The organism is Pseudomonas sp. HS-18 (assembly GCF_020401845.1).
Lineage (GTDB): Bacteria > Pseudomonadota > Gammaproteobacteria > Pseudomonadales > Pseudomonadaceae > Pseudomonas > Pseudomonas nitroreducens.
The window spans coordinates 2,017,138-2,043,790 of the sequence record NZ_CP084413.1 but is presented as its reverse complement, the minus strand read 5'-3'; the positions used below and the strand labels follow the sequence as shown (position 1 = coordinate 2,043,790).

Annotated in this window: 24 protein-coding genes; 13 read left to right on the top strand and 11 right to left on the bottom strand. The window is 66.4% G+C overall.

Annotation, left to right across the window (positions count from 1 at the left end; translation table 11 throughout):
* Positions 1-49 precede the first annotated feature (49 nt).
* On the top strand, positions 50-775 hold the full coding sequence (locus tag LDJ84_RS09515; RefSeq protein ID WP_024764350.1) for an SDR family oxidoreductase: 726 nt from the start codon (positions 50-52) through the stop codon (positions 773-775).
* A gap of 166 nt (positions 776-941) precedes the next feature.
* Here LDJ84_RS09515 and LDJ84_RS09510 read toward each other — a convergent pair whose 3' ends face one another.
* Entirely contained in the window at positions 942-2,174 is a 1,233-nt protein-coding gene (locus LDJ84_RS09510; protein WP_024764351.1) for an NADH:flavin oxidoreductase/NADH oxidase family protein, read from the bottom strand.
* A 91-nt stretch (positions 2,175-2,265) separates the two neighbouring features.
* Here LDJ84_RS09510 and LDJ84_RS09505 point away from each other — a divergent pair, with 91 nt between their 5' ends.
* Positions 2,266-2,754 (top strand): MerR family transcriptional regulator, encoded by a 489-nt coding sequence (locus LDJ84_RS09505; protein ID WP_024764352.1) that lies wholly within the window; start codon positions 2,266-2,268, stop codon positions 2,752-2,754.
* 22 nt (positions 2,755-2,776) lie between these two features.
* On the opposite strand, the gene glcC is transcribed toward LDJ84_RS09505, so the two are convergent.
* Positions 2,777-3,547, bottom strand: coding sequence for a transcriptional regulator GlcC (glcC, locus tag LDJ84_RS09500; RefSeq protein ID WP_024764353.1), 771 nt, complete (start codon positions 3,545-3,547; stop codon positions 2,777-2,779).
* Positions 3,548-3,775: 228 nt separating this feature from the next.
* On the opposite strand from glcC, the gene glcD reads away from it, so the two are divergent.
* From glcD to LDJ84_RS09475, 5 genes are all read left to right on the top strand, one after another.
* Positions 3,776-5,275: a glycolate oxidase subunit GlcD gene (glcD, locus tag LDJ84_RS09495; protein WP_084359818.1), complete on the top strand. Its 1,500-nt coding sequence runs from the start codon at positions 3,776-3,778 to the stop codon at positions 5,273-5,275.
* Positions 5,275-6,315, top strand: coding sequence for a glycolate oxidase subunit GlcE (gene glcE, locus LDJ84_RS09490; protein WP_065086451.1), 1,041 nt, complete (start codon positions 5,275-5,277; stop codon positions 6,313-6,315). Before glcD ends, glcE begins: the two co-directional genes overlap by 1 nt.
* The gene (gene glcF / locus LDJ84_RS09485) at positions 6,315-7,589 is read left to right on the top strand and encodes a glycolate oxidase subunit GlcF (protein WP_037016817.1); all 1,275 of its coding nucleotides are present in this window, start codon (positions 6,315-6,317) and stop codon (positions 7,587-7,589) included. The genes glcE and glcF overlap by 1 nt, the downstream gene beginning before the upstream one ends.
* Entirely contained in the window at positions 7,568-7,966 is a 399-nt protein-coding gene (locus LDJ84_RS09480; RefSeq protein WP_024764357.1) for a heme-binding protein, read from the top strand. The genes glcF and LDJ84_RS09480 overlap by 22 nt, the downstream gene beginning before the upstream one ends.
* A 253-nt stretch (positions 7,967-8,219) precedes the next feature.
* The gene (locus LDJ84_RS09475; RefSeq protein WP_065086450.1) at positions 8,220-9,914 is read left to right on the top strand and encodes a lactate permease LctP family transporter; all 1,695 of its coding nucleotides are present in this window, start codon (positions 8,220-8,222) and stop codon (positions 9,912-9,914) included.
* 62 nt (positions 9,915-9,976) lie between these two features.
* On the opposite strand, the gene arfB is transcribed toward LDJ84_RS09475, so the two are convergent.
* The gene (gene arfB / locus LDJ84_RS09470; protein ID WP_024764359.1) at positions 9,977-10,390 is read right to left on the bottom strand and encodes an alternative ribosome rescue aminoacyl-tRNA hydrolase ArfB; all 414 of its coding nucleotides are present in this window, start codon (positions 10,388-10,390) and stop codon (positions 9,977-9,979) included.
* 369 nt (positions 10,391-10,759) lie between these two features.
* Here arfB and LDJ84_RS09465 point away from each other — a divergent pair, with 369 nt between their 5' ends.
* Entirely contained in the window at positions 10,760-11,554 is a 795-nt protein-coding gene (locus tag LDJ84_RS09465; protein ID WP_226046570.1) for a nucleoside-binding protein, read from the top strand.
* 183 nt (positions 11,555-11,737) lie between these two features.
* Here the strand turns inward: LDJ84_RS09465 and LDJ84_RS09460 are convergent, their stop codons facing one another.
* From LDJ84_RS09460 to hppD, 4 genes are all read right to left on the bottom strand, one after another.
* Positions 11,738-12,115: an MliC family protein gene (locus LDJ84_RS09460; protein ID WP_024764361.1), complete on the bottom strand. Its 378-nt coding sequence runs from the start codon at positions 12,113-12,115 to the stop codon at positions 11,738-11,740.
* Between the two features lie 101 nt (positions 12,116-12,216).
* Positions 12,217-13,632: an amino acid permease gene (locus tag LDJ84_RS09455; protein WP_084359793.1), complete on the bottom strand. Its 1,416-nt coding sequence runs from the start codon at positions 13,630-13,632 to the stop codon at positions 12,217-12,219.
* Between the two features lie 112 nt (positions 13,633-13,744).
* Positions 13,745-14,386 (bottom strand): maleylacetoacetate isomerase, encoded by a 642-nt coding sequence (gene maiA / locus LDJ84_RS09450; RefSeq protein WP_226046256.1) that lies wholly within the window; start codon positions 14,384-14,386, stop codon positions 13,745-13,747.
* 50 nt (positions 14,387-14,436) lie between these two features.
* Positions 14,437-15,519, bottom strand: coding sequence for a 4-hydroxyphenylpyruvate dioxygenase (hppD, locus tag LDJ84_RS09445; protein ID WP_024764364.1), 1,083 nt, complete (start codon positions 15,517-15,519; stop codon positions 14,437-14,439).
* A 303-nt stretch (positions 15,520-15,822) separates the two neighbouring features.
* On the opposite strand from hppD, the gene LDJ84_RS09440 reads away from it, so the two are divergent.
* The 3 genes from LDJ84_RS09440 (at position 15,823) to LDJ84_RS09430 (ending at position 18,231) form a co-directional block, all read left to right on the top strand.
* Positions 15,823-16,590 carry an AraC family transcriptional regulator gene (locus LDJ84_RS09440; protein ID WP_065086447.1) on the top strand — a complete coding sequence of 256 codons (768 nt, stop codon included), beginning with the start codon at positions 15,823-15,825 and terminating at the stop codon, positions 16,588-16,590.
* A gap of 488 nt (positions 16,591-17,078) precedes the next feature.
* Positions 17,079-17,240, top strand: coding sequence for a DUF1427 family protein (locus LDJ84_RS09435; protein WP_081754002.1), 162 nt, complete (start codon positions 17,079-17,081; stop codon positions 17,238-17,240).
* Positions 17,241-17,274: 34 nt separating this feature from the next.
* Positions 17,275-18,231 carry a quinone oxidoreductase family protein gene (locus LDJ84_RS09430; protein WP_226046255.1) on the top strand — a complete coding sequence of 319 codons (957 nt, stop codon included), beginning with the start codon at positions 17,275-17,277 and terminating at the stop codon, positions 18,229-18,231.
* Between the two features lie 232 nt (positions 18,232-18,463).
* Here LDJ84_RS09430 and LDJ84_RS09425 read toward each other — a convergent pair whose 3' ends face one another.
* Positions 18,464-19,255 carry a TenA family transcriptional regulator gene (locus LDJ84_RS09425; protein ID WP_024764366.1) on the bottom strand — a complete coding sequence of 264 codons (792 nt, stop codon included), beginning with the start codon at positions 19,253-19,255 and terminating at the stop codon, positions 18,464-18,466.
* A 75-nt stretch (positions 19,256-19,330) separates the two neighbouring features.
* Positions 19,331-21,781, bottom strand: coding sequence for an EAL domain-containing protein (locus LDJ84_RS09420; RefSeq protein WP_169887377.1), 2,451 nt, complete (start codon positions 21,779-21,781; stop codon positions 19,331-19,333).
* Positions 21,782-22,115: 334 nt separating this feature from the next.
* Between LDJ84_RS09420 and LDJ84_RS09415 the strand changes: the two genes are divergently transcribed.
* Together LDJ84_RS09415 and LDJ84_RS09410 are read left to right on the top strand one after the other, a co-directional pair.
* On the top strand, positions 22,116-23,219 hold the full coding sequence (locus LDJ84_RS09415; RefSeq protein ID WP_226046254.1) for a helix-turn-helix transcriptional regulator: 1,104 nt from the start codon (positions 22,116-22,118) through the stop codon (positions 23,217-23,219).
* Positions 23,220-23,343: 124 nt separating this feature from the next.
* A complete protein-coding gene (locus LDJ84_RS09410; protein WP_065086442.1) occupies positions 23,344-24,231 on the top strand; it encodes a class I SAM-dependent methyltransferase in 888 nt (295 codons plus the stop codon).
* Here the strand turns inward: LDJ84_RS09410 and LDJ84_RS09405 are convergent, their stop codons facing one another.
* The gene (locus LDJ84_RS09405; protein WP_226046253.1) at positions 24,232-26,025 is read right to left on the bottom strand and encodes an ABC transporter ATP-binding protein; all 1,794 of its coding nucleotides are present in this window, start codon (positions 26,023-26,025) and stop codon (positions 24,232-24,234) included.
* Complete coding sequence (locus LDJ84_RS09400) at positions 26,018-26,653, bottom strand: DsbA family protein (protein ID WP_226046252.1); 636 nt, start codon at positions 26,651-26,653, stop codon at positions 26,018-26,020. The genes LDJ84_RS09405 and LDJ84_RS09400 overlap by 8 nt, the downstream gene beginning before the upstream one ends.

The window sequence follows — 26,653 nt, the reverse complement described above, 5'->3', positions numbered from 1 at the left end:
TTCACTGCATTGTCCAGGCATCCAGATTTTCGATTGCAGGAGAACCACCATGAGCAAGCCCCTGATCATCGTCACCGGCGCCAGTTCCGGCATCGGCGAAGCCACCGCCCGCCTCTTTTCCCAGCAAGGTCACCCGCTGCTGCTGCTCGCCCGGCGCATCGAGCGCCTGGAAGCACTCAAGCTGCCAAACGCGCTGTGCCGTGCCGTCGATGTGACTGACCGCGAAGCCCTGCTGGCCGCCGTCGAGGAGGCCGAGAAGCGTTTCGGCCCGGCTGACGCGCTGGTGAACAACGCCGGCGTGATGCTGCTGGGCAATATGGTCGAGCAGGACCCGGCCGAGTGGGAGCGCATGCTCGACGTCAACGTGAAGGGCCTGCTCAATGGCGTGCACGCCGTGCTCAAGGGCATGGTCGAGCGCAACCAGGGCAGCGTGATCAATGTCAGCTCGGTGGCCGGGCGCAAGACCTTCCCCAACCACGTCGCCTATGTCGGCACCAAGTTCGCCGTGCACGCGATCTCCGAGAACCTGCGCGAGGAAGTCGCGGCGCATAACGTCCGCGTGGTAACCATCGCTCCCGGCGCGGTGGAAACCGAGCTGCTCAGCCACACCACCGACGAGGCGATCAAGAGCGGCTACCAGGACTGGAAACGCGAGATGGGCGGCAAGGTGCTCAGTGCCGAGGACGTGGCCAACGCCATCGGCTACGCCTACAACCAGCCGCAGGGCGTGTGCATCCGCGAGATCGTGCTGGCGGCGACTCGGCAGCAGGCTTGATCGGCCAGGCCCGAGGGTTCTCGCAAGAGCGCATGCGCGAACTCCCCGGAAGAACACCACCGTAGGATGGGTGGAGCCTAGGCGATACCCATGCTGCCAATGCGGCAGGAGTCGAGGGGTATCGCTTCGCTCCACGCCATCCTACGAAGGCGTCAGCCGGTGAAGATCATCCCGCCTGCCTAGCCGCCCAGCGGCGGTACTGCTTGGCCCGGCGCAGCGTGCGCCACTGCTCCATCACCAGCGTGCGCCACGGCGAAGCCTGCGGGTTGGGCGCACGGTGGGCGCCGATGCGGTGCAGCTGCAGCTTGACCAGCGCCATGTAGGCCAGCGCCGCCAGCGGCTTGGAGCGCCAGCGGATCGGCGGCAGTTGCGGCTGGGTCTGGCTGCCACGCTGCCAGTGCAGTACCAGTTGCGGCTCCAGGGCCAGGGCGGTGCCGATGCCGACCATGTCCAGCCCGCTGTCCAGCACCTGTTCCGCCACCGGCAGACGACGGATGCCGCCAGTGACCATCAGCGGCATGCGCGCCGCTTCGCGCATCTCGCGGGCGAATTCGAGGAAGTAGGCCTCCCGCGCCAGGGTACGGCCGTCACGGGCGTCGCCCTGCATCGCCGGCGCCTCGTAGCTGCCGCCGGACAGCTCGACCAGGTCGACCTTCTCGTCGTTCAGCCACTCGATCACCTGGCGCGCATCGCTGGCGTCGAAGCCGCCGCGCTGGAAGTCCGCGGAATTGATCTTCACCCCCACGCAGAACTCCGGCGACACTGCGGCACGCACCGCACGCACGACCTCGAGCAGCAGCCGCGCACGGTTTTCCAGCGAACCGCCCCAGCGATCCTGGCGCTTGTTCGCCAGCGGCGAAAGGAACTGGCTGAGCAGGTAGCCGTGGGCCGCGTGGATCTGCACGCCGGTGAAGCCGGCCTGCTCGGACAGCTGCGCGGCGCGGACGAAACGCCGGATCACCTCGGCGATATCGGCCTCGGTCATCTCGCGGGCGACGGCGAACAGCTTGGAGAACTTGCCCATCTCCAGCGGCACCACCGACGGCGCGATGGCGCCCTGGCCGAGGTTGGTCTGCACCTGGCGGCCAGGATGGTTCAACTGCAACCAGAACTGCGCCCCCCGGGAACGGCCGATGCGCGCCCATTCGCGGAAGCGCTCCAGATGCCGGTCATTTTCCAGCACCACGCCGCCGGGGCCGGTCATGGCGCGGCCGTCGATCATCACGTTGCCACTGAGGATCAGGCCGACGCCGCCGTCCGCCCAGGCCTGGTAGAGGCGCAGCAAGGCAGCCGAAGGCGCCTGGTCGGCATCGGCCATGTTCTCTTCCATGGCGGCCTTGGCAATACGGTTGGGGACTTCGCCGCCGTTGGGCAGGCGCAGGGGCTGGAAGGGCGACATGGCTAGGCTCCGAGGTTGTCCTGATGGGTTGTGACGGCAGCGAGGTTAAGTTTAAAGTTCACTTCAAGGTCAAGCCCCTTCGGAGCCCTGCATGAAAATCGGTGAACTGGCCAGGCTCAGCGGCCTCGCCCCCTCGCGCATCCGCTTCTACGAAGCCAGCGGGCTGATCGCTCCGGCCCGCCGCCTGGCCAACGGCTACCGCGAGTACCCGGCAGAAACCCTCGACCTGCTGGAAATCATCCGCAGCGCCCAGCAGACCGGTTTCACCCTGGAGGAAATCCGCAGCCTGCTGCCGCACTCCAGCCCCATCGAGAACGGCCACGGCGAACTCGTCGCCGGCCTGCGCCGCAAGGTCGCGGAGATCGAGGCGATGGAGCGGCAACTGCGGCAGAACCGTTTACGCCTGCTGGAAGTGATCGAGGGTATCGAGAACAAACCCGAGGGCATGGGTTGCGCGGCGAATGCCGAACGCATGCTGGCGGAGATGCGCGAGCGCAAGGCGCGCAGTGAAACCGCCAAACCGGCATCGCGGGCAAAATCCGCCTCCACGGCAAAACGCCCGGCGCCGACGCAAGCCTGAAAGCCGGCGTTCCGCTCCCGCGTTATTTCCAGCCTTCCATGCGCAAGGTCGCGCGCACCAGCCGCTGTTCCTCCTGCTCGATCTCCCGCAGATTGTCGCGCACGCCGTGGATATGCTCGCGGGCGGCGCGCTGGGCCTGTTCCGGCTGGCGCTCGACGATGGCGCGATACAGCCGCGCATGCTGGCGATCGATCTGGCGCTTCTGCGGCGGGCGGTTGTAGAGGTTGTTCACCGAGGCGAACACGGTGCTGAGCATCAGCTCGTTGAGCGACTGCAGCGTATGCACCAGCACCGGGTTGTGCGAGGCCTCGCTGACCGCCTGGTGGAAGGCGTGGTCGCGCCGCGCGTGTTCGCGTGGGTCCAGCGGTTGCGGCTCGTCGAAAGCCGCATGCATCTCCTCGAAGCGCCGGCCGATCAGCAACAGGTCGACCTCCGTGGCGCGCAGGGCGGCCAGCCGGGCAGACTCGCCCTCCAGCAGCGCGCGCACTTCCAGCAGGTCGTAGAGCGTGCGCGGCTGCGAGCGGAACAGGTGCATCAGCGGCGAGATGTCCTCGGCGCCGGTCAGGTCGGCAACGAACGATCCCCGCCCCTGCTCGGTATCGACGATGCCGCGTCCGCGCAACGCGCGCAGCCCTTCACGCAACGCCGAGCGCGAGCAGCCGAGCTTCTCCACCAGGCGCCGTTCCGACGGCAACGCCTGGCCGACCTTGAGTACGCCATCGACGATCAGGCGCTCGATCTTTTCCGCCACCTGGTCGGCGACGCGCTGCTTGCGCTGCTGGATGCTGGTCATCGAATGGCTCCACAACTGGTAGGACCAGCAGGTAACCACCTGCCTCATGCCCAACAACCCTAGCCGCCATGACGGGGCGTTTCCAGCGCAGCAGCACGCAACAACTGGTCCGACCAGTGTGAAAGCCGATGGACGCCCGCGAAGCGGCGGCCGCATGTTCACGGCGCTGTGGCTCATGAAGCCCGCCTGACGGGCTCGTCCAATAACAAGATCAGAGCACCGTGGCCCATGAATATCCTCTACGACGAGCGCGTCGACGGCGCGCTGCCTGCCGTCGACAAGTCCGCCCTGCTCGCCGAGCTGCGCGCGACACTGCCCGACCTCGAACTGCTGCACCGCGCCGAAGACTTGAAGCCCTATGAGTGCGACGGCCTCTCCGCCTACCGCAGCGTGCCGATGCTGGTGGCGCTGCCCGAGCGTATCGAGCAGGTGCAGGCGCTGCTCAAGCTCTGCCATGCGCGCCAGGTACCGGTGGTGGCGCGTGGCGCGGGTACGGGCCTGTCCGGCGGTGCGCTGCCGCTGGAGAAAGGCATCCTGCTGGTGATGGCGCGCTTCAACCGTATCCTCGAAGTGAACACCGCCGGCCGCTTCGCCCGCGTGCAACCCGGCGTGCGCAACCTGGCGATCTCCCAGGCCGCCGCGCCGCACGGGCTTTACTACGCACCCGATCCGTCGTCGCAGATCGCCTGTTCCATCGGCGGCAACGTCGCCGAGAACGCCGGCGGCGTGCATTGCCTCAAGTACGGCCTGACCGTGCACAACCTGCTGAAGGTGGACATCCTCACCGTCGAAGGCGAGCACCTGACGTTGGGCAGCGACGCCCTCGACAGCCCCGGCTTCGACCTGCTGGCGCTGTTCACCGGCTCCGAAGGCATGCTTGGCATCGTCACCGAGGTCACCGTCAAGCTGCTGCCCCGGCCGCAGGTGGCGCGGGTGCTGCTGGCCAGTTTCGATTCGGTGGAAAAGGCCGGCCGCGCGGTGGCCGATATCATCGCCGCCGGCATCATCCCCGGCGGGCTGGAGATGATGGACAACCTGTCGATCCGTGCCGCCGAGGACTTCATCCACGCCGGCTACCCGGTGGACGCCGCGGCCATCCTGCTGTGCGAACTGGATGGCGTGGAAGCCGACGTACAGGACGACTGCCAGCGCGTCGACGGCGTGCTGCGCACGGCCGGCGCCACCGATGTGCGGCTGGCCTGCGACGAGGCCGAGCGCGTGCGCTTCTGGGCCGGGCGCAAGAACGCCTTCCCCGCGGTGGGGCGCATCTCCCCGGACTACTACTGCATGGACGGCACCATCCCGCGCCGCGAACTGCCGCGCGTGCTGCACGGCATCGCCGAGTTGTCGAAGGAATTCGGCCTGCGCGTGGCCAACGTATTCCATGCCGGCGACGGCAACATGCACCCACTGATCCTCTTCGACGCCAACCTGCCCGGCGAGCTGGAGCGCGCCGAGGCCATCGGCGGCAGGATCCTCGAACTCTGCGTGGCGGTGGGCGGCAGCATCACCGGCGAACACGGCGTGGGGCGCGAGAAGATCAACCAGATGTGTGCGCAGTTCAACAGCGACGAGCTGACCCTGTTCCATGCGGTGAAAGCGGCCTTCGACCCGGACCGCCTGCTCAACCCCGGCAAGAACATCCCGACCCTGCACCGCTGCGCCGAATTCGGCGCCATGCACGTGCACCACGGCCAGTTGCCCTTCCCCGACCTGGAGCGTTTCTGATGGCCGATGCCAGTGCCGACCTGCTCGAACAGGTGAACCAAGCGCTCCACGCTCGAACGCCGCTGCGCCTTCGCGGCGGTGACAGCAAGGCCTTCCTCGGCCGCCCGGTGAACGGCGTGGACCTGGATACCCGCGCCCATTGCGGCATCGTCAGCTACGACCCGACCGAGCTGGTGCTCACCGCCCGCGCCGGCACGCCGCTGGCGGAGATCGAAGCGGCGCTGGAGGCCGCCGGGCAGATGCTGCCCTGCGAGCCACCAGACTTTTCCACGGCAACCTTCGGCGGCATGGTCGCGGCCGGGATATCCGGCCCGCGCCGGCCCTGGTCGGGCTCGGTGCGCGACTACGTGCTGGGCACACGGGTGATCACCGGCCATGGCAAGCTGCTGCGCTTCGGCGGCGAGGTGATGAAGAACGTCGCCGGCTATGACCTCTCCCGCTTGCTCGCCGGCAGTTTCGGCTGCCTGGGGCTGATCACCGAAGTGTCGATGAAGGTGCTGCCCAAACCCCGGATGTGCGCCAGCCTGCGCCTGCAAATGGACGTTCACCAGGCGCTGGGAGAACTGGCGGAATGGGGTGCGCAACCGATCCCGATCACCGCCGCCTGCCACGACGGAGCGGCGCTGCATCTGCGTCTGGAAGGCGGCGAAGGCTCCGTGTGTTCCGCCCGCCTGCGCCTGGGTGGCGAGGAGATCGACAGTACCTACTGGCAGGACTTGCGCGAGCAGCGCCTCGGCTTCTTCACCGGCCCCGGCACGCTGTGGCGGCTGTCACTGCCCAACGCGACCCCGGCGATAGCCCTGCCGGGTGAACAACTGATCGACTGGGGCGGCGCGCAGCGCTGGCTGAAGTCCGACGCGGACGCCGAGCTGATCCGCCACAGCGTCGCCGAGTTCGGCGGCCACGCCACTCGCTACGCGCCGGGTGACGATGCGTTCCATCCACTGCCTGCCGCCCTGCTGCGCTACCACCGCAGCCTCAAGCAGCAGTTGGACCCGCAAGGCATCTTCAACCCCGGCCGGATGTACAGGGAGCTCTGATGCAAACCAACCTGAGCGAACAGGCCAGGCACCTGCCGCGCGCCGAGGAAGCCGAGCGCATCCTGCGCTCCTGCGTGCACTGCGGCTTCTGCACCGCCACCTGCCCGACCTACCAGTTGCTGGGCGACGAACTGGACGGCCCGCGCGGGCGCATCTACCTGATCAAGCAGGTGCTCGAAGGCGTTGATCCCAGCGCCAGCACCCGCGAGCACCTGGACCGCTGCCTGAGCTGCCGCAATTGCGAAAGCACCTGCCCTTCCGGGGTGGACTACCACAACCTGCTGGACATCGGCCGCGCGGTGGTCGAGGAGCAGGTGCCGCGAACCTTCGGCGAGCGCGCGATGCGTCGCGGCCTGCGCGCCGTGGTGCCGAATGCCGCTTTGTTCGGCGCGCTGGCCAAGGCCGGGCGGACCTTCTACCCACTGCTGCCGGAGAGCCTGCAGAGCAAACTGCCGCGCCATCCGCACCCACCCGTGGAACGCCCGAAACCACACCACACCCGGCGCATGCTGATGCTCGAAGGCTGCGTGCAACCGGCGCTGTCGCCCAACACCAATGCCGCTGCAGCGCGGGTGCTGGATCGCCTGGGCATCAGCGTGATCCCGGCGGCGGACGCCGGTTGCTGCGGCGCCGTGGACTATCACCTGAATGCCCAGGCGCAAGGCCTTGAGCGTGCACGCCGGAACATCGACGCCTGGTGGCCGTCCATCGAAGCCGGCGCCGAGGCCATCGTGCAGACGGCCAGCGGCTGCGGCGCCTTCGTCCGCGACTACGGCCATCTGCTGGAACGCGACACCGCTTACGCCGCCAAGGCGAAGCGGATCAGCGAGCTGTCCCGCGACCTCTCCGAAGTGCTGCGCGACGAGCCGCTGGAAGAACTCCACCTGCAGGGCGACCGCCGCCTGGCCTTCCACTGCCCCTGCACGCTGCAGCACGCGCTGAAGCTTGGCGGCGCGGTGGAAAGCGTGCTCACACGCCTGGGCTTCAGCCTCACCGGCGTGCCGGACAGCCACCTGTGCTGCGGCTCCGCCGGCACCTATTCGCTGACCCAGCCGGCGCTGTCCAGGCGGCTGCGCGACAACCGGATGCAGGCACTGGAAAGCGGCAACCCCGAGGTCATCGTCACCGCCAATATCGGCTGCCAGACACACCTGGGCGGCGCGGGACGCACGCCGGTTCGGCACTGGATCGAACTGGTGGAGGAAGCGCTGGCCGACGCGCCGCAACCCCACTCTCAAGGCGAGGTGCAAGCATGCTCAACAAAGCCGTTCTGACCCAGCAGGAGGTCGGCCGCATCCTCGCCGCCGCCCGCGATGAGGCGCAGCGCAATCACTGGGCGGTGTCCATCGTGGTAGTGGACGACGGCGGCCACCCGCTGGCCCTGGAGCGCCTCGACGGCTGCGCGCCGGCCAGTGCCTACATCGCCACCGAAAAGGCCCGCAGCGCGGCGCTGGGCCGGCGTGAAACCAAGGGTTACGAGGACATGGTCAACAACGGCCGCGTGGCCTTCGTCAGCGCGCCGCTGATCACTTCGCTCGAAGGCGGCGTGCCGGTCGTCGTCGAAGGCCAGGTGATCGGCGCGGTCGGCGTCTCCGGCGTGAAAGCCGGGGAAGATGCGCAGGTCGCCAGCGCAGGCGTGGCGGCGCTGTGAAGTCGTCCACGCGGCTCTGGCGTCAGGTGCCCAGCGTCCGGGCTGCAGTCGCCGTCGGCTTCAAGCGGGCCGGCGGCGACCCCCGCGAAAGCTCGCCCGCCTCGTTGTTTAGAAGCCCCGCTACGCGCCGCGTGCCGGGGCTTTTTCCATGGGCGCCGGCACATCGCCGACCGCCGTCCAACGCACCACCGACAAAAGTTATCCACCGCTGACGCTTTGCCGTGTGCATCCACAACAACAAGGGACAATCCCCATGCAAACCTGGCAACAGCTCTACACCCCGCTCGGCAGCCTCGGGCTGTCGGCACTGGCGGCCCTCGTGCCGATCATCTTCTTCTTCCTCGCCCTGGCGGTGTTCCGCTTGAAGGGCCACATCGCGGGGGCGATCACCCTGCTGCTGTCGCTGCTGATCGCCGTCACCGTCTACCATATGCCGGTGGACAAGGCGCTGGCCTCGGCGATCTACGGTTTCTTCTACGGGCTCTGGCCGATCGCCTGGATCATCGTGGCCGCAGTGTTCCTCTACAAGCTGACGGTGAAGAGCGGGCAGTTCGAGATCATCCGCAGCTCGGTGTTGGCGATCACCACTGACCAGCGTTTGCAGGTGGTGCTGATCGGCTTCTCCTTCGGTGCCTTTCTCGAAGGCGCGGCGGGCTTCGGCGCACCGGTGGCGATCACCGCGGCGCTGCTGGTCGGCCTGGGCTTCAACCCACTGTATGCGGCAGGGCTGTGCCTGATCGCCAACACCGCGCCGGTGGCCTTTGGTGCGCTGGGCATCCCGATCATCGTCGCCGGGCAGGTGTCGGGCGTGGATGCCTTCAAGATCGGCGCCATGGCCGGGCGGCAGTTGCCGATCCTGTCGGTGATCGTGCCGTTCTGGCTGGTGGCGATGATGGACGGCTGGCGCGGAGTGCGCGAAACCTGGCCGGCGCTGCTGGTGGCCGGCGGTACCTTCGCGATCAGCCAGTTCCTCACCTCCAACTTCATCGGCCCGGAACTGCCGGACATCACCTCCGCACTGCTGAGCATGGTCTGCCTGACGCTGTTCCTGCGCGTGTGGCAACCGGTGAACCTGCGTGAGACGGAGTTCTCCAGCCTCAACGCCGACGGCACCACGACGCTCGGCGGCCTGGGTGGTGGAGGCGGCGGAAGGCAACGCGAATCCCAGTACAGCTTCGGGCAGATCTTCAAGGCCTGGTCGCCGTTCCTGATCCTCACGGTGCTGGTGACTATCTGGACCATGAAGCCGTTCAAGGCGCTGTTCCTGCCCGGCGGCGCGCTGGAAAGCTGGGTGGCGGTGATCGCCGTGCCCTACCTCGACCAGCTGGTACTGAAGGCCGCGCCGATTGTCGCCAACCCGACGCCGATGCCGGCGGTCTACAAGTTCGACCTGGTCTCGGCCAGCGGCACGGCGATCTTCCTTGCAGCACTGGTCTCCATGGCCATCCTGCGTATTGGCGCGAAGAGCGGCGCAGCGACCTTCGGCGAGACACTGAAGGAGTTGAAGTGGCCGGTACTGACCATCGGCATGGTGCTGGCCTTCGCCTTCGTCACCAACTACTCGGGGATGTCCACCACCCTGGCGCTGGTGCTCGCCGGAACCGGAGCGGCCTTCCCGTTCTTCTCGCCTTTCCTCGGCTGGCTGGGGGTATTCCTCACCGGGTCGGACACCTCATCCAATGCCCTGTTCGGCTCGCTGCAGGCGACCACCGCGCACCAACTCGGCGTGAGCGACACGCTGCTGGTGGCCGCCAACACCACCGGCGGGGTGACCGGCAAGATGATCTCGCCGCAGTCCATCGCCGTGGCCTGCGCGGCCACCGGCATGGTCGGGCGCGAGTCGGACCTGTTCCGCTTCACGGTCAAGCACAGCCTGATCTTCGCCGCGTTCATCGGGCTGATCACCCTCGCGCAGGCCTATGTATTCACGGGGATGCTGGTGCGCTGAGGCGCCACTGGAGTTTCCTGCAGGAGCGCGTGTGGTGCGCTCCTGCAGGGCGCGTTATCGCTTCAGAAGTCCACCTTCCCCCGCCCCGCCTTGATCGACCCACGCTTGCTCTTGCCCTCCAGCCGGCGCGTCTTCGAGCCCAGCGTCGGCTTGGTCGGGCGGCGCTTCTTCTCCACTTTCGTGGCGCTGCGGATCAGCTCCGCCAGGCGGTTGAGAGCGTCCTCGCGATTCTGTTCCTGGGTCCGGAACTGCTGCGCCTTGATTACCACCACGCCGTCGCTGGTGATGCGCTGGTCGCTGAGCGCGAGCAGGCGTTCCTTGTAGAACTCCGGCAGGGACGAGGCGCGCACATCGAAGCGCAGGTGCACCGCGCTGGACACCTTGTTGACGTTCTGCCCGCCGGCGCCCTGGGCGCGGATGGCAGTCAGCTCGATCTCCGCATCGGGGATCTGCACCGTGTTGGAAATCTGCAGCATGGGAAGCATTCAAAGTGGAAATGAACGTCAGGATACCGCGCAGCGCCGCTGGTGTCCCGAAGCCATCTAGCCCGCCGTGAAGCGCCCGTTCCTGACTTCTGCGTCAATTTTTGTATACGAATTTGTGTACAAGTTTTTCTTGCAATGTCATCAATTCACCATTAGAACCCAGCCTGTCACCGACCGCAGTTCCTCCTGCGGGACGCCGGCCCCCCAGCCACAAAAACAAGAAAAAGACAGAGGTGCAGCATGGTTTCATCCGCGACGACGGCCGTTGGCGCCGCCCGCCCCCAACCGCGTTCCAGCCGCCGCCTGAGCAACGGCCGCCGGTTCGCCCTCGGTACTGCACTAGTCCTCGCCCCGCTGGGCATGGCGCAGGCCGAAGACGATCGCTTCTTCGAGTGGACCAGCAACACGCTGGGCTTCCGCTACGGCAAGGGCTTCACCAACCCGAACAACCCGCACGACATCAGCAAGCGCATCTTCAGCTTCAGCCACGCCGACGGTTACCGCTACGGCAGCAACTTCTTCCACCTCGATGTGCTGCAGTCCGACAGCGATGATCCGCGCAAGGGCACCGACCACGGCAGCAGCGAGGTCTACGGGGTATTCCGCAGCCAGCTGTTCGCCTCGCGGGTGTTCGACCTGCCGCAGGGCAAGGGCCTGGTGAAGGACCACGCCTTCACCTTCGGCTTCGACGCCAGCCGCAACAACAACCTGGGCTCGGCGAAGAAGCGCGCGCTGGTGTTCGGCCCGACCATCAAGTTCAACGGCCCCGGCGTGCTGGACCTCTCGCTGTTCTACTACCGCGAGAAGAACCACTCCGGCATCCCCAACGCGAAACACCCAGACCACACCTTCGATACCACCTACATGCTCAACCTGACCTGGCTGCGGCCATTCCAGCTGGGCGACCACGGCGCGAAGTTCCAGGGCTTCCTGAACTACACCGGGGAGAAGGGCGAGGACTACAACGACAACGACACCGCGCCGGAGACGCTGGTCCGTACCTCGCTGATGTTCGCCACCCTGCCCGGCACCAAGCGCCAGCCGAACCTGTGGCTGGGCGTGGGCTACGAGTACTGGCACAACAAGTTCGGCGTGGATGGCGGGCGTGGCACCCGCACCTCGACGCCGACGGTGAACCTGGAGTTCACTTTCTGATCATTTGGCTCGACGGAGGATGGGTGGAGCTTGCGATACCCATCAGCGATGCCGCAAAGAATCGATGGGTATCGCTGCGCTCCACGCCATCCTACGGCTGCTCCCGTTGTCGACGCAGATTGATCCACCCATGAAAAAGCCCGGCCAATGCCGGGCTTTTTCGTCAGCGCAGTGCAGGAAGCATCAACGCTCCTTGCAGGCCACGCCATCGGCGGGCTCGCCGCCTTTCCAGTCCTTGTACAGGGTCGCGTCTTCGCCCTTGGTCCACCAGACGTACTGCCCGGCGGCATAGCGCGCACCGGAGGCGGAGATGACGTTGGCGAAGACCAGGCTGGAGGCGTCCGTCACCGGCACTACGGCCAGGCTGTTGTCGCCCTTGTTCAGGTACTGCACGCTGATCTTGCGGCCGTCCTCGCACTTGTACGAGACGCTGCGCGAATCCAGCTTGGCGTCGCCGGGCAGGACCAGCGCATCGACCTGGGGTGCTTTCTTCTCTTCACCGCCGCAAGCGACGAGGATGACCGGCACGGCCGCCGCGAGCAGCCAAAGTGCTTTTTTCATGAGTATCCCTCTGACGAAAAATGGCCCGGTCACTCTAGGAAGGATCGGGCCACGCGGTCAATCGCGCGCGGCTCGACCCAACGTAGGATCAGGCCGCCAGGTCAGTCAGCCAGCGCGGCGCTGGCGCTGCTGTGCGCCGCCGGCTGGCGCTTGAGGCGATAGCAACCGTACATCACCAGCAACCACACCGGGATCGCGTAGACCGAGATCTGGATGCCCGGCGTGAGCAGCATGACGCCGAGGATGAACACCACGAAGCCCAGGCACAGCCAGTTGGCCGCCGGATAGGCGACGGCCCGGAAGGCGCTGCGCTTGCCCTCGGCATCCATGTGCGCGCGGAACTTCAGGTGCGCCAGGCTGATCATCGCCCAGTTGATCACCAGCGCGGCGACCACCAGGGACATCAGCAACTCCAGCGCGCGGGCCGGCACCAGGTAGTTCACCAGCACGGCGAGGAAGGTCACCGCCGCGGAGACCATCAGCGAGCGCACCGGCACGCCACGGCTGTCCACCTTGGCCAGCGCGCGCGGGGCATCGCCCTGCTCCGCCAGGCCCACCAGCATGCGGCCGTTGCAGTAGGTGCCGCTGTTGTAGACCGACAGCGCGGCAGTGAGCACCACGAAGTTGAGAACGTGCGCCGCGGTGCCGCTGCCGATCATCGAGAAGATCTGTACGAAGGGGCTGCCGCTGTAGGAGTCGCCGGAGGCGTTGAGGGTCTGCAGCAGGCTGTCCCATGGGGTCAGCGAGAGCAGCACGGTGAGCGCGCCGATGTAGAAGATCAGGATGCGGTAGATCACCTGGTTGATCGCCTTGGGGATCACCTTTTTCGGCTGGTCGGCCTCCGCGGCGGTGAAGCCGAGCATCTCCAGCCCGCCGAAGGAGAACATGATGATCGCCATGGCCATCACCAGCCCGCTGATGCCATTGGGGAAGAAGCCGCCGTGGGCCCACAGGTTGCTCACGGTTGCCTGCTCGCCCCCGGTGCCGCTGGCCAGCAGGTAGCAGCCCAGGGCGATCATGCCGACGATGGCGGCGACCTTGATGATGGCGAACCAGAACTCCGCCTCGCCGAAGGCCTTCACGTTGAACAGGTTGATCGCATTGACCACCACGAAGAAGACTGCCGCCGTGGCCCAGGTCGGTACGTCCGGCCACCAGTAGTGGATGTACTTGCCCACCGCGGTGAGCTCCGACATGCCCACCAGGATGTACAGCACCCAGCAGTTCCAGCCCGAGAGGAAGCCGGCGAAGCCGCCCCAGTACTTGTGCGCGAAGTGGCTGAAGGAGCCGGCCACGGGCTCCTCGACGATCATTTCGCCGAGCTGGCGCATGATCAGGAAGGCAATGAAGCCGGCGATGGCATAACCGAGGATCATCGACGGGCCGGCGGACTTGAGCACCCCGGCCGAGCCGAGGAACAGCCCGGTACCGATGGCGCCGCCGAGGGCGATCAGCTGGATATGGCGATTCTTCAGGCCGCGCTGGAGCTGGCCTGCGTGTTGAGTTTCACGCGTCATGCGTCACCTGTTGTTTTTATCTGTGACGGGATTCGGCCGCCCGGCTTGTGGCCAGGCGGTGCGGGCAAGGCAAGGCTAAAGAGCGGTGGAGCGGGAAGGCTGGTTTACAGGGTTACTGGGCGTCGGGCTGCACCTCCGGGGCGGCCTGCTGGAAGGCTTCGAGTAGCTCGCAGCGCGCGGCGATGGCGAGCAGGCGCGGGCAGCCGGAGAGGTCGCAGTCAAAGCGACGGGCGTTGTACAGCTGGGGAATCAGACAGGCCTCGAAGTAGCCGGGACGCTCGCCGAGGGATAGCGGGCCGCTCCAGTTGGTTACGCCCTCCTCCAGCGCGTGCAGGCCGGTTTCGACCCAGTGGCGAATCCATGCCGTCTTCGCCTCGTCCACCACCGCCAGCGGGCCGCTGAGGTACTGCAGCACACGCAAGTTGTTCAGCGGGTGAATGTCGCAGGCGATATGCAGGGACAGTGCACGAACCTGCGCACGCTGCAGCGCATCGCGCGGCAGCAGGCCGGGTTGCGGATGGGTTTCGTCGAGGTATTCGAGGATGGCCAGGGACTGGGCAATGCGCGCGTCACCGTCCACCAGCAGCGGCACCAGTTCCTGGGGATTGAGCGCCTTGTAGTCGGCAGCGTGCTGCTGGCCGCCGTCCTTCACCAGGTGCACGGGCACCTGGCGGTAGGCCAGGCCCTTGAGGCCGAGCGCGATGCGCACACGGTAGGCGGCGCTGGAGCGCCAGTAGGAGTACAGGGTGAGCATGGCGTTTCTCCGAGGGTGGCCACGCTACGCGCGGCCACCCTGCTAGCGATTTACTGATCGGAGATCACGCCACGGCGAATCTGGTCTTCCTCGATGGATTCGAACAGGGCCTTGAAGTTGCCCTCGCCGAAGCCCTGGTTGCCCTTGCGCTGGATGATCTCGAAGAAGATCGGGCCGATCACCGTGTTGGTGAAGATCTGCAGCAGGATGCCGTCGTCGCCCGGCGCGCCGTCGATCAGGATGTTCAGATCGCGCAGGTCCTTCAGGGATTCGCCGTGGCCGGCGACGCGGGTATCGACCTTCGCGTAGTAGGTGTCCGGGGTGCTCATGAAGTCCACGCCGTTGGCGCGCAGCTGGCGCACGGTTTCGTAGATGTCGTTGGTGGACAGGGCGATGTGCTGGATACCTTCGCCGTGGTACTCGCGGATGAATTCCTCGATCTGCGACTTGTCGTCCGCCGACTCGTTGATCGGGATGCGGATCTTCCCGCAGGGCGCGGTCATCGCGCGGGACAGCAGGCCGGTGAGCTTGCCTTCGATGTCGAAGTAGCGGATCTCGCGGAAGTTGGCGATGCGCTCGTAGAAGCCGGACCAGACGTCCATCTGGCCGCGCTTGACGTTGTGGGTCAGGTGGTCGATGCACAGCAGGCCGACGGCGTTGTCGGTGGCGCTGCGGCCTTCGATGAACTCGAAGTCGACGTCATAGATGCTCTTGTCGCCATAACGGTCGACGAGATACAGCAGCGAACCGCCGATGCCCTCGACGCAGGGGATGTTCAGCTCGCCGAAGTTGGCGTGACTGCCCACCAGCTTGGCGCCCTGGGACTCGACGTAGGCGGCGGCCTGGGCGGCATTCTTCACCCGGAAGGCCATGGCGCAGGCGCTCGGCCCGTGCTTCCTGGCGAACTCGTGGACGTGGCCGGTGGGGCTGCCGTTGAGCACGATGTTGATGTCGTTCTGCTGGAACAGGAAGACTTCCTTGGAACGGTGCTTGGCGGTCTCGGTGAAGCCCATGCCGGTGAACAGCTGGCGCAGTTGCTCGATGCCCTGGGCGTCGGGGGCGGTGAATTCGACGAACTCGAAGCCGTCGGTGCCGATGGGGTTGTGTTGCTCGATCTTGGTCACGGCGTTCATCCGGCCTCCTCGTTGTCGTTATCGGCTGGTTCGGCGCAGGAGCCGTCCAGGCGTTTGGAATACCTTCATCACAACCGTCGCGGCGCTTTGGAACAAGCCACCGGCGGGGCGTTACCGGGGCCACGGGAGCTGCGGCGCGGCAAGAAATCCTTACGTCGCCCAAAGCCCCGTGCGGCATGCCGCCGCACCGTAAAGACTTCGTGACAAGGTGGAGCGCCGGCGTGCCAGTGCGAGTGCCGCGTACTCGTCAGGCCGTCACGCGGCGGCTACCATGCGGCCCATCTCCCCTGCCCGAATCGTCCCATGGCCCGCGCCGCTCCCCCCGATTTCGACGCCACGCCCGCGCCACTGCGCGCCCTCGCCCGCAGCTATCCGCGCGGCCTGCACATCGAGCCGCACTCCCATGACTGGGGGCAGGTGCTCTATGCGATGTCCGGGGTGATGTGGCTGGAGACCCCCTCCGAAGCGCTGCTGGTGCCGCCCAATCGTGCCGTCTGGCTGCCGCCCCAGGTGCCCCACGGCATCCGCGTGGTCAGCGAGCTGCAGATGCGCAACATCTATCTGCGGCCGGGCACGGCGGACTCGCTGGGTGAGCAGGTGCAGGCATTCGAGGTCGGCGGGCTGCTGCGCGAGCTGATCGTCACGCTGGTGCAGCACGAGCGCGAGCCAGACACTGACTACTACCAGGCGCTGTCGCAACTGGCCGTGCTGGAGCTGCAAAGAGCCCGAAGCCTGCTGCTGCGCGTACCGCTGCCGGAGGATTCCGACCGCCGCCTGCTGAACCTGTGCCTGACGGTGATGGCCAAGCCGAGCCAGGAGATTTCCTTCGAGCAGCACGCCGCCGACGCCGGCGCCAGCGTGCGCACCCTCGCCCGCCTGTTCCAGCGCAGCCTGGGCATGGGCTTCGCCCAGTGGCGGCGGCAGGTGCAGTTGGCCACGGCGGTGGCGCAACTCAACGAGGGTATGCCGGTGAGCCAGATCGCCCATGGTCTGGGGTACCAGCCGGGCAGCTTCAGCGAGATGTTCCGGCGCGAGCTGGGCGTGGCGCCTTCGGAGTATTGCGCCCGGTAGCGCATCGTTTCGGGAGCGGCGCTTCTTCGTGATTCGCGATCAGCGCCGGCACGGGGCGGGTTCGCGAGCAAGCTCGCTCCTACAGGAAAAGCATGCTCCACGCTTCGGCTCTGGCTCCAGCCTATGGAAGACTTCCAGAGAAGTATCCGCACACTCCGACCCCCCCCCTTTCAACGAGGGAATTTTTCGCCTAGGCGAAAAACCGGATGGAGGGGCAAGACTTTTTGGTTCCTTTTGTGGCGTTTGACAAAAGGGACTCGCCGAGAGGCGAAACCCAATCCATCAGCACACGCCGAAGCAACGCAGGAAACTTCAGAGCAAGGCAGGCACATCGCGGACGAAGTCCGCTCCTACGCGGGTGCACGCCCATCCCATACTCCCCACCGACATCTGTCCGATATTCCGAAGTCCCTGACCGGCGACACCCTCCAGCAGTCCCTAGACTGCCCCTATCCCATCCAGCCGCCGGAGCGATCCACGGAGGACACATGAGCTACCTGATCTCCCTGGCCATCGGCATTGCCGTCGGCCTGGCCTACCACTTCCTCGACTTCCGTTCGCCAGCACCGCCGCTGGTGGCGCTGGTCGGCCTGCTGGGCATGCAGATCGGCGAGAACGCCCTGCCGCTGCTGACCCGCTGGTTCCACTGATCCCATCTCCCACTGCTTGCCAAGGACCCGTGCCATGAAAGCCCTGCAATTCGACCGCACCGGCGACCTCGCCGCCCTGAGCTTCACCGAAATCGCCGATCCGGTGCCCGCCACCGACGAGGTGCTGGTGGAAGTCCACGCCGCCGGCCTGAACCCCAGCGACGTCAAGAATGTCCTCGGCCGCTTCCCCTACACGACCCTGCCCCGCGTGCCCGGCCGCGACTTTGCCGGCACCGTGGTGAAAGGCCCGACCGAGCTGCTCGGCAAATCCGTCTGGGGCACCGGCAAGGGCCTGGGCTTCACCCGCAATGGCAGTCACGCCCAACTGATGAGCGTACCGCTCGGCGGCGTGGCGCTGATGCCAGAGCGCATGAGCTTCGCCCAGGCCGCCAGCTGCGGCGTCCCCTTCACCACCGCCTGGGATGCCCTGGAGCGTAGCCAGGTCGGCAAGGGGACGCGCCTGCTGGTGATCGGCTCCGGCGCTGTCGGCGCGGCGGCCATGTCCCTGGCCAAGGCCCGAGGCGCGCAGGTGCTGGGCGCAGTGCGGCGCGCCGAGTCGCAGGTGGAACTGCAGGCCCAAGGCATCCCGAGCCTCCTGCTGGACTCCGCGGAAACGCTGGCGGCGCAGGTGGACGAACATTTCCCCGGCGGCGCCGAGGTGATTTTCGATACCACCGGTTTCTGGCTGCCGGCCGCCGTTTCCGCCCTCGCCACCTTCGGCCGTATCGCTATCATCGCCGCGCCAGTGGACGGCCACGTGCAGTTGCCGGCCCTGGCGCTGTATCGCCGAGGCGGTTCGGTGGTGGGGGTGAATTCGCTGCTGTACGACACGGTCGCCTGCGCCGCGATGCTGCGTCAGTTCGGCCAGTGGTTCGACGACGGCAGGCTGCCGCTGCCCGGCGGCCTGCGCGAAGTGCCACTGAGCGAGGGTATCCAGCGTTATCACGAGATCAACGAAGGCAGCAGCGAGAAGATCATTCTCGTGCCTTGAAGCTGGATCACCGAGCGCTGGAAGCGCCCCTAACCTCGGCCCTCTGCCGAGAAAGAGGGGGCGCCCGGCGTGCCCCCGGGGAAAAGGGTCATTAAGGCGGCTATCCGGCAGGCACCGAGGCAGGCCATCACACCGAACCGCCCCCTTTCCCTCTGCAAAGGGTGCACAGCCAGGGTGAGGGGATGGCATCACCCCGCTCCCATGCCGACAGAGACCTGAGCGCGGATGAAGACTACCCCGCCGCCTTCATCGAAGCAGTGCGCCGCGCCCCGCCCTGCGCCTGTTCCAGCGCGAGGCAGTGGTCAAGGAACATGCGCATGTAGCCGTAGCTCTTGCAGACGGCCTCGCGCAGCGCCAGCACACGCGGCACCGGCACCTGCGGGCCACAGAGGGTACAGATGATCTCCAGCGCTTCCCAGGGGTGATCGTCATCGTAGCGGGCGTGCATCTTCAGCCAGCGCATGGCGTCCTTGCGGGCGCCACTCGGAAGGGTGCGTTCGTAGGTATCCAGGGAACAGACCAGTGCCGACCAGTCCCCCGTCGCACCTTCGATGGCGTAATTGGTGGCCGCCATCGCCAGCGCCAGATCGTCGGTAGCGCAGGTGTGCCAGCACCAATGACCGAGGGCGTGCAGCTCCGCCGGCACCAATTGCGCCTTGAGCTCGGCGAGGGTCACGCCGTAAGCCTCGGCCCAGTGCAGCCAGTAATCAGCATGATTGAGTTCGACGCGAATGTTACGCATCAACCAGCGCCGCGCCATGTCTTCGCCGGGGCTGCGGCCGAAGCGCGTCTTGAGCAGGTTCTGGGACATGTACAGGGGGAACTGCTCGACTACCTGCCAGCCGCCGATGAGGAAGGCGCGCATGGTCTGCCGGCTCAGGTGGCCGTCTCGCATGCGAGCGTAGAGTGGATGGCCCACCACCGCCAGGCGGCTGGTCTCGCACTCCTGCACCAGGCGTTGCGCCCAGTGCGGATAACTGGAAAGCTCCTTGAGCGGCCCACTTCGAACAAAGGTGTCGTTCATCCAAGGCTCCGTGCTGGTCGATCCATGCGAGCACCGGTAAATCAGGCCTCAGGTTAGTCCCCTATAGGTTGCGCGTCACCGTCCGGAGGTTGTGTCGGTTGCCACGACTGAGACGTGCGTCTCACGCAGGAAGCTGCGATTGAAGGGTTGCGGCCGAGCCAGGCCGTAACCCTGGGCGTAGTCGATGCCTATTTCGCGCAGGACTTCAAGGATTTCCTGCGTTTCGACGAACTCCGCCACGGTGCGTTTGCCCATCACGTGGCCGATCTGGTTGATCACCTGGACCATGGCACGGTCGATGGGGTCTTCGAGCATGTCCTTGATGAAACTGCCATCGATCTTCAGATAGTCCACCGGCAGATGCTTGAGGTAGACGAAGGAGGACATGCCGGCGCAGAAATCGTCCAGGGAGAAGCGGTACCCGAGGGCCTTGAGCTCCTGGATGAAGCGCGTGGCGTTGACCAGGTTGGCAATGGCGCTGGTCTCGGTGATCTCGAAGCACACGCTTGACGGCTCGATGCCATAGCGCGGCTGCATCTCGCGGAGGAAATCGAGGAAGGTGTCGTCACCGATGGTAGCGCCGGAGAGGTTGATGGCGCAGGTGTGGATCGGTTCGTAACCACCATCGGCGATGCGCTCGGCCAGGGTCCGGAAGGCGTTCTCGACCACCCAGCGGTCGATGTCCGGCATCAGGCCGTAGCGTTCCGCGGCGGGGATGAAGTTGATCGGCGCCACCAGCCGGCCGCACTCGTCGTTCAGGCGCAGCAACAACTCGACGTGTGCGCCTTCCATCACACGGTCGTCGACCGGGAAGATCGACTGGGCGTAGAGACAGAAGCGCTCTTCCTCCAGCCCCAGGCGGATGCGCTGCACCCAGGCCATTTCGCCGACGCGGTTGGACAACTCGGTGTCATCCGGGCGGAACACCTGGGCTCGGTTGCGGCCCTTCTCCTTGGCCATGTAGCAGGCCATGTCGGCGCAGCGCAGCGCCTCCTCCACCGATACCAGCATCGCGGAAATGTGCACCACGCCGATGCTCACGGTGATGTTGAAGCCACGGCCTTCCCACATGAAATGCAGGGCCTGGACGGTCAGGCGGATGCGCTCGGCGATCTGCACAGCCATGTCCGGCGGGCAATGCTCCAGTAGGATGCCGAACTCGTCGCCGCCAAGGCGCGCGAGGGTGTCGCCGTCACGCAGGCACTGCTGCAACACCGAGCAGACCTGGCGCAGCAGTTCGTCGCCGGCGGCGTGGCCGCAGGTGTCGTTGACCAGTTTGAACTGGTCCAGGTCCAGGTACATCAGCGAATGCTGGTCGTGGGAGTCCGCCGAGCTTTCCAGCGCCTGCTTGAGGCGGAATTCGAATTCGCGGCGGTTGGTCAGGCCGGTCAGCGCGTCGTGGGTCGCCTGCCAGGAGAGGCTGGCCATGTACTGGCGCTCGCGGGTCATGTCGTGCAGCACCAGCACCACGCCGACCACCCGCCTGTCGGCATGGATCGGCGTGGCCACCAGGGTCACCGCCACACTGGTGCCATCCAGGCGCTGGATCAGCTTGCTGGTCTCGCTGCCGCCGTCCACTTCGCCACGCAGGATCTGCCCGACCAGCGGCAGGCCCTCAACCTGGGAGCTCTCGTCGAGCACCCGTAGCAACGAGCGCAGCGGCAGGCCGACGGCCATGGAATTGTCCCAGCCGATCAGGCGCTCCGCCGCGGGGTTGAAGTAGGCGATGCACTCATGTTCGTCGAGGGTGACCACCCCGTCGCCGATGGCCGCAAGGGTGGTCTGCGCGCGCTCCCGCTCAGTGTCCAGGGCACTTTCGAAGGCGCGTTGCTGGTGCAGAAGCTTGCGCGTGCGCCACACGGCCAGAAGGATCAGCGCCAGGCCAGTGACGCCGTTGGTGACCAGCAGCACCCACATGATCATCCGCGAGCCCTGCCCCAGCGCGGCCGAGAAGGCCATGGCCGCCGGTGTGACGCCGTCGTTGATCGCCTGGATACGGCTGTTCCAGTAGCTCAGGTCGCCCGGGCGGACGTCATTGGCGCGGATCCTCGCATTCATCTCCTCGGACAGTTGCTCCAACTGATCGAGATAGGCGTCGCCGATGATCCACATCTTCACCGCCTGATCGAAGTAGCTGTACTCGTGGAAGTAGCGGTACAGCCAGATCAGCACGCCAATGTCGTCGGGATGGATACCGCCCTGCAACGCTCCGGCGCGAGCCAGCGCAAAGTCCGGTTGATTGAGGTCAAGGGCGGCGCGGAAGGTCCGGTCGCCCTGGGGAATGGCGATGGCGGCGCGGTAACGCGCGTAATCCGCGCTGTCCCGACTCTGGCCGTAGAGTTGCAGGTAATGGATGGCGTCCTTCTGACCCTTTGACCAGAGGCTCTCGCCGCCGACGTAAGCGCGCACGCCAGAGAGGATGAAGAAGCTGCCGCTGCCGATCAGCGTCTGCAGCAGGACCACGACCATGAAGGGCCAGACCAGCTTGAGCAGACGCGTCGTACGCCGGGTCGGCAAGAGTCCCATTGCATCCATAACCAGTTTCGACTTCCCTCTTCTGATCCCTGCCAGGCCACAGGGCGGAGTTACCCTCTCCGCCTCGGGGACATCTCTGTCAGGCCGCCCCTTCTTAACTTCTAGCCGATCACGGGAAATCCACAAACCAGACGGCATGACGCTTGGTCGGCTAGATACCCGCCGTCCGGCGGAAAATGTCGGGAACGTGCAGGGAAAATGCCTTGGTCGCCTGCCAGGTACTAGCCGCGAACAGCCGATTAGTGGCCTTGCGACAGCTAAGGCCATGTGCCATACCTCAGTCGATCGTGCAAAGTGCAATCCGCGAACAACCGATGGAGCGACCATGCCGCAGCGGGATATGGAGATGCAGTACGACCGGCTGGTGGGCCTGACCTACGAGTGCGTGCTCGATGAGGCCAATTGGCTGCCGCTGCTCACCGAACTGATCTGCGCCAGCGGCCGTCAGCAAGGCGCCCTGCTGTTCTGGGACCAGACCGAGAGCGGCGCGCTGGCGAGCGAGATCAACCTCTGCGATCCCGGCGCCATCGAAACCTATAACCGCGAGTTCTGCACCATCGACCCGTCCAAGGGGTTCATGCTCCACCGCCCGGTAGGCCACTGGTACCACGACCGCGACGAGTACGGCCCGCAGCGCATCGCCCGCGATCCGTACTACCAGGAGTTCCAGCGCCCCAACGGCATGCACAACGTGTCCTGCCTCAAGCTCAACGAACAGGCCAACTGCGGCGTCTACCTGTCGGTGCTGACCAGCCTCGGCGCTCGCTATCCCGATACGCAGGAACAAACCTTGCTGACCCGCCTGAGCGAGCATCTGACCCGTGCGGCACGGATGTTCGGACGCATCGATGAGATGCGCCAGCAACTGGCCCACCGCGACCTGCTGCTGGACCGGCACCCCACCTCGCTGTGGCTGCTGGAGGGCAATGCCCGCGTGCTCTACGCCAACCAGGCGGCGCGGCAACGGCTCGGGCAGCGCGCCGGGCTGTTCCATGAAGTCTTCGGCCGCCTGCACTGCCGCCAGCACGACTCGAGGCTCCAGGCGCTGGTGCGCCAGGCCGCGCCACGCGCCGGCAAGGCAAAGGCCGGTTGGCTACCGCTGGACGATGGCAGCGGGCAGGAGCTGCTGGTCACCCCGGTGCCTGCCGAAGCAAGCTTCAACCAGCCCTTCCAGCGCCCGCTGGTGCTGCTGGCGCTGCTCGATGCGCACCGCCAGAGCGGTCTGCTGGGCGACCTGTTCGGCCTCACCCCGGCCGAACAGCGCCTGGGCGCCCTGCTGGTACGCGGCCTGACACCCGAACACTGCGCCGACCAGCTCGGCACCTCGATCAATACGGTACGCAGCCAATTGCGCGCGCTGTTCCGCAAGACCAACACCAGCCGCCAGGCCGAACTGGTCAGCCTGCTGGTGCGGCTCGGGCAGCGCTGAGTTTTCGCGGCCGTCATTCATTCAGATGATGGCCCGGGGCCAACTGCCCCCTAAGGTGTTGGACGGATCACCGGCCAGGCCGGTGGCGCTTTCTTATCACTGAGCATTCTCTCAGGTGGACGGCATGGACAACGGCACCCAGCAGAATCCGAACTCGCTTACCGAAGCCATCGAGCAACTCGAACAGCATCTGCGTCACCTGAGGGATGACGAGGCCGACCTGCTGGCGCTCGCCACGGGTGGCGCGCCGCCGTCCGCAGCACCGCGTGTGGTGCCCTTCCCCCGGCGCCGTGAACGGCCGATGGGAGAAGGCGCCGGCAACGCCGTGCTGATGGACTATCTCTACGGCATCGACAGCACCCTGCGCTCACTGCTGCCCGACGGACCAACCGATGAGTTGTTCCGCTACGCCAGCTCCGCCCCTGCGTCTCGCGCACTGCGCTCGCGCCGCCAATTGCTGGCGCGAGAGATCGACCGCTGCTGCGATCAGCTCAGCGGCCAGGCGCGCATCCTCTGCGTGGGCTGCGGACACCTGCGCGAGGTCGAGCTGGCACGCTCGCTGCGCCACGGTCAGTTCCGCGAGTTCGTTGCCCTCGACACCCAGACACTGTCGCTGCAGACCGTGGAGGCCTGCTACGCCGCGCTCGGTGTGCTGACGCAGCAGTGCACCCTGGACGACCTGTTCTACGGCCGCCCCGACCTCACCCGCTTCGATCTGATCTACTCCCCCGGCCTGTACGAAGTGCTCGACGACCACGACGCCCGCGACCTGACGCGCAACCTGTTCGCCCGCCTGCTGCCTGGCGGTCGCCTGCTGATGGGCAACTTCCTGCCCGGCGTGCCGGACATCGCCTACCTCGAAGGGCTGCTCGACTGGCGCCCGCATTACCGCAGCGACGCCTGCCTGCTCGACCTGCTGCTGGGCATTCCCTACAACGACATTGGCGGCGCGCGGGTCTTCCACGATCTGGGCAATTGCGTGGCCTTCCTCGAAGTTACCCGCTACGGCTGATCAGCCCTGCTGCAGGTGGCCATACAGGCGAGCGTAGAGTCCGCCTTCGGCGATCAGTTGCTGGTGATCACCGTCCTCGGCGATGCGCCCACCATCGAACACCAGCACGCGGTCGGCCTGTTTCACCGCGGACAGGCGGTGGGCGATGATCAGCGTGGTGCGGCCTTCGAGGAAGCGCTGCAGAGCCTGGTGCAGGGCATACTCGGTGGCGGCATCCAGCGCCGAGGTAGCCTCGTCGAGGATCACCACCTTCGGCTCGGCGAGCACCATGCGAGCGATCGCCAGGCGCTGCCGCTGGCCGCCGGAGAGGCGTACGCCGGAACGCCCGACCACGCTGTCCAGCCCCTGTGGCAGGGCGCGAATGGTGTCGGCCAGCTGCGCCACTTCCAGGGCGCGCCAGCAGGCTTCGTCGCCGCGCTCGCGGCCCATGGTCAGGTTGGCGCGCACCGTGTCGTTGAACAGCGCCGGATGCTGAAGGACCACGGCGACATGCTCGCGCACGCAGTCCAGGCCAATCTCCTCCAGCGCCGCGCCGCCATAGCGGATGGTCCCGGACTGCGGCTGGTAGAGGCCCAGCAGCAACTGCACCAGGGTGCTTTTGCCGCCGCCGCTGGCGCCGACGATGGCGACCTTTTCGCCGGGGGCGATATCCAGGTCGAGACCGTCCAGCACCAGCTCATCGCGGTAGGCAAAGCTCAAGTCGCGCACCTGGATGCCGACGCTGTTCTGCCCGGCGAACGGATCGCGGCGATGTTCGTAATGCGGTTCATCGGCGCGGGCCAGTAGCTCGTTGATCCGCGCCAGCGCACCGCCGGCGGCGTAATACGCGTATTGCAGGCTGAGCAATTGCTCGACCGGGCCGATCATGAACCAGAGGTAGCTGAATACCGCCAGCATCTGGCCGATGGACAAGTCCGAGAACAGTACGGTGACCATGGCCGCAGCGCGGAACAGGTCGATGCCGAACTGGAACAGCAGGCCGCTGGCGCGCCCGGCGGCATCGCTCTTCCATTGCGAGGCGACGGCATAGTCACGCACTTCGCGGGCGCGCACGCCGAGGCGGCCGAGGAAGAAGCCCTGGCGATTGCCGGCGCGCACTTCCTGGATGGCTTCGAGGGTTTCGGTCAGGGCCTGGGTGAAGCGCGAGGTGCTGTCGTTCTCCAGCTTCTTCAGGTGCTTCACGCGCTTGCCCAGTTGCACCGTGGCGAAGATCACCAGCGGGTTGAACAGCAGGATCAGCAGTGCCAGCTTCCAGTGCATCCAGATCAGGATGCCGGCGGTGCCGCACAAGGTCAGCAACGCCACCAGGAAGCGGCTCAGGGTGTCGCCGACGAACTTGTCGAGGGTGTCGAGATCGGTCACCAGGTGTGCGCTGACCGAGCCGCCACCGAGAGTCTCGTACTCGCTCAGGGCGATGCGCTTCAGGCGCTCGATCAGGCGCAAGCGTACGCGGTACACCACGTCCTTGGACAGCCGCGCGAACAGCTTGGCCTGCAACACGTTGAACACCAGCGCGCAGCTGCGCAGCACCAGGGTCACCAGCAGCATCAGGCCGATGTAGCCGGCGGGCTTGTGCCAGCCGGCGGGCAGCCAGAGGTTCATCACCTGGAGGGCAGCGTCGCCCTTGCCCAGCAGCACTTCGTCCACCAGCAGCGGCAGCAGCAGCGGGATCGGCACGCTGCAGGCGGTGGCCAGCACGGCGACCAGGTTGGCGAGGAGCAGGGCCTTGCGATGACGGAAAGCGAGCCGGCGAATCTCCGCCCAGCTCAGGCGGTCAGCGGACAGCTCAGGCATGCCGCCCACGCTCCAGCCAGCGCGCCAGCAGCGGCGCGAGTTCGCCCAGCGGCTGGTAGCCGTTGGTCAGCAGGGCCAGTTGGCCGTCGCGCTCGGCCAGCAGCGTGGGGAAACCGGCGATGCCCAGGTCGCGGGCCCAGGAGAAGTCGGCGAGCGTTGCCAGGTGATTATCCTGGCTGTCGAAGGCTTCGGCGAATTCGATGCGCGGCAGGCCGACCTGTTCGGCCAGTTCGGTAAGCACGCTGGCCTGGGTGACATCGCGGCCTTGCACATAGAAGGCCCGCTGGATTTCGCCGACCAGCGCCCAGGCGCAGTCTTCATCGAGGCGGCGCGCGGTAACGATGGCGCGGCAGGCCGGCTCGGTGTCGTAGACGAAGCCATCAGGCAGCGCGTCTTCGAAGCGGAACGGCTGGGCAGTGGCACGGTGCACCGCTTCCCAGTGTTCGAGGATGTAGCGCTTGGTGGTCGGCTCCAATGCCGCGCCCTGCCCCGTGCGCAGGCCACCCATCACCAGTGCCAGCGGCACGCCGGCGGTGCGCGCCTGCTCTACCAGTGCCTGGGCAACCGGGGCAAAGCCCCAGCACCAGGAGCACATCGGGTCCATCACGTAGAGCAGGCGACTGGTCAT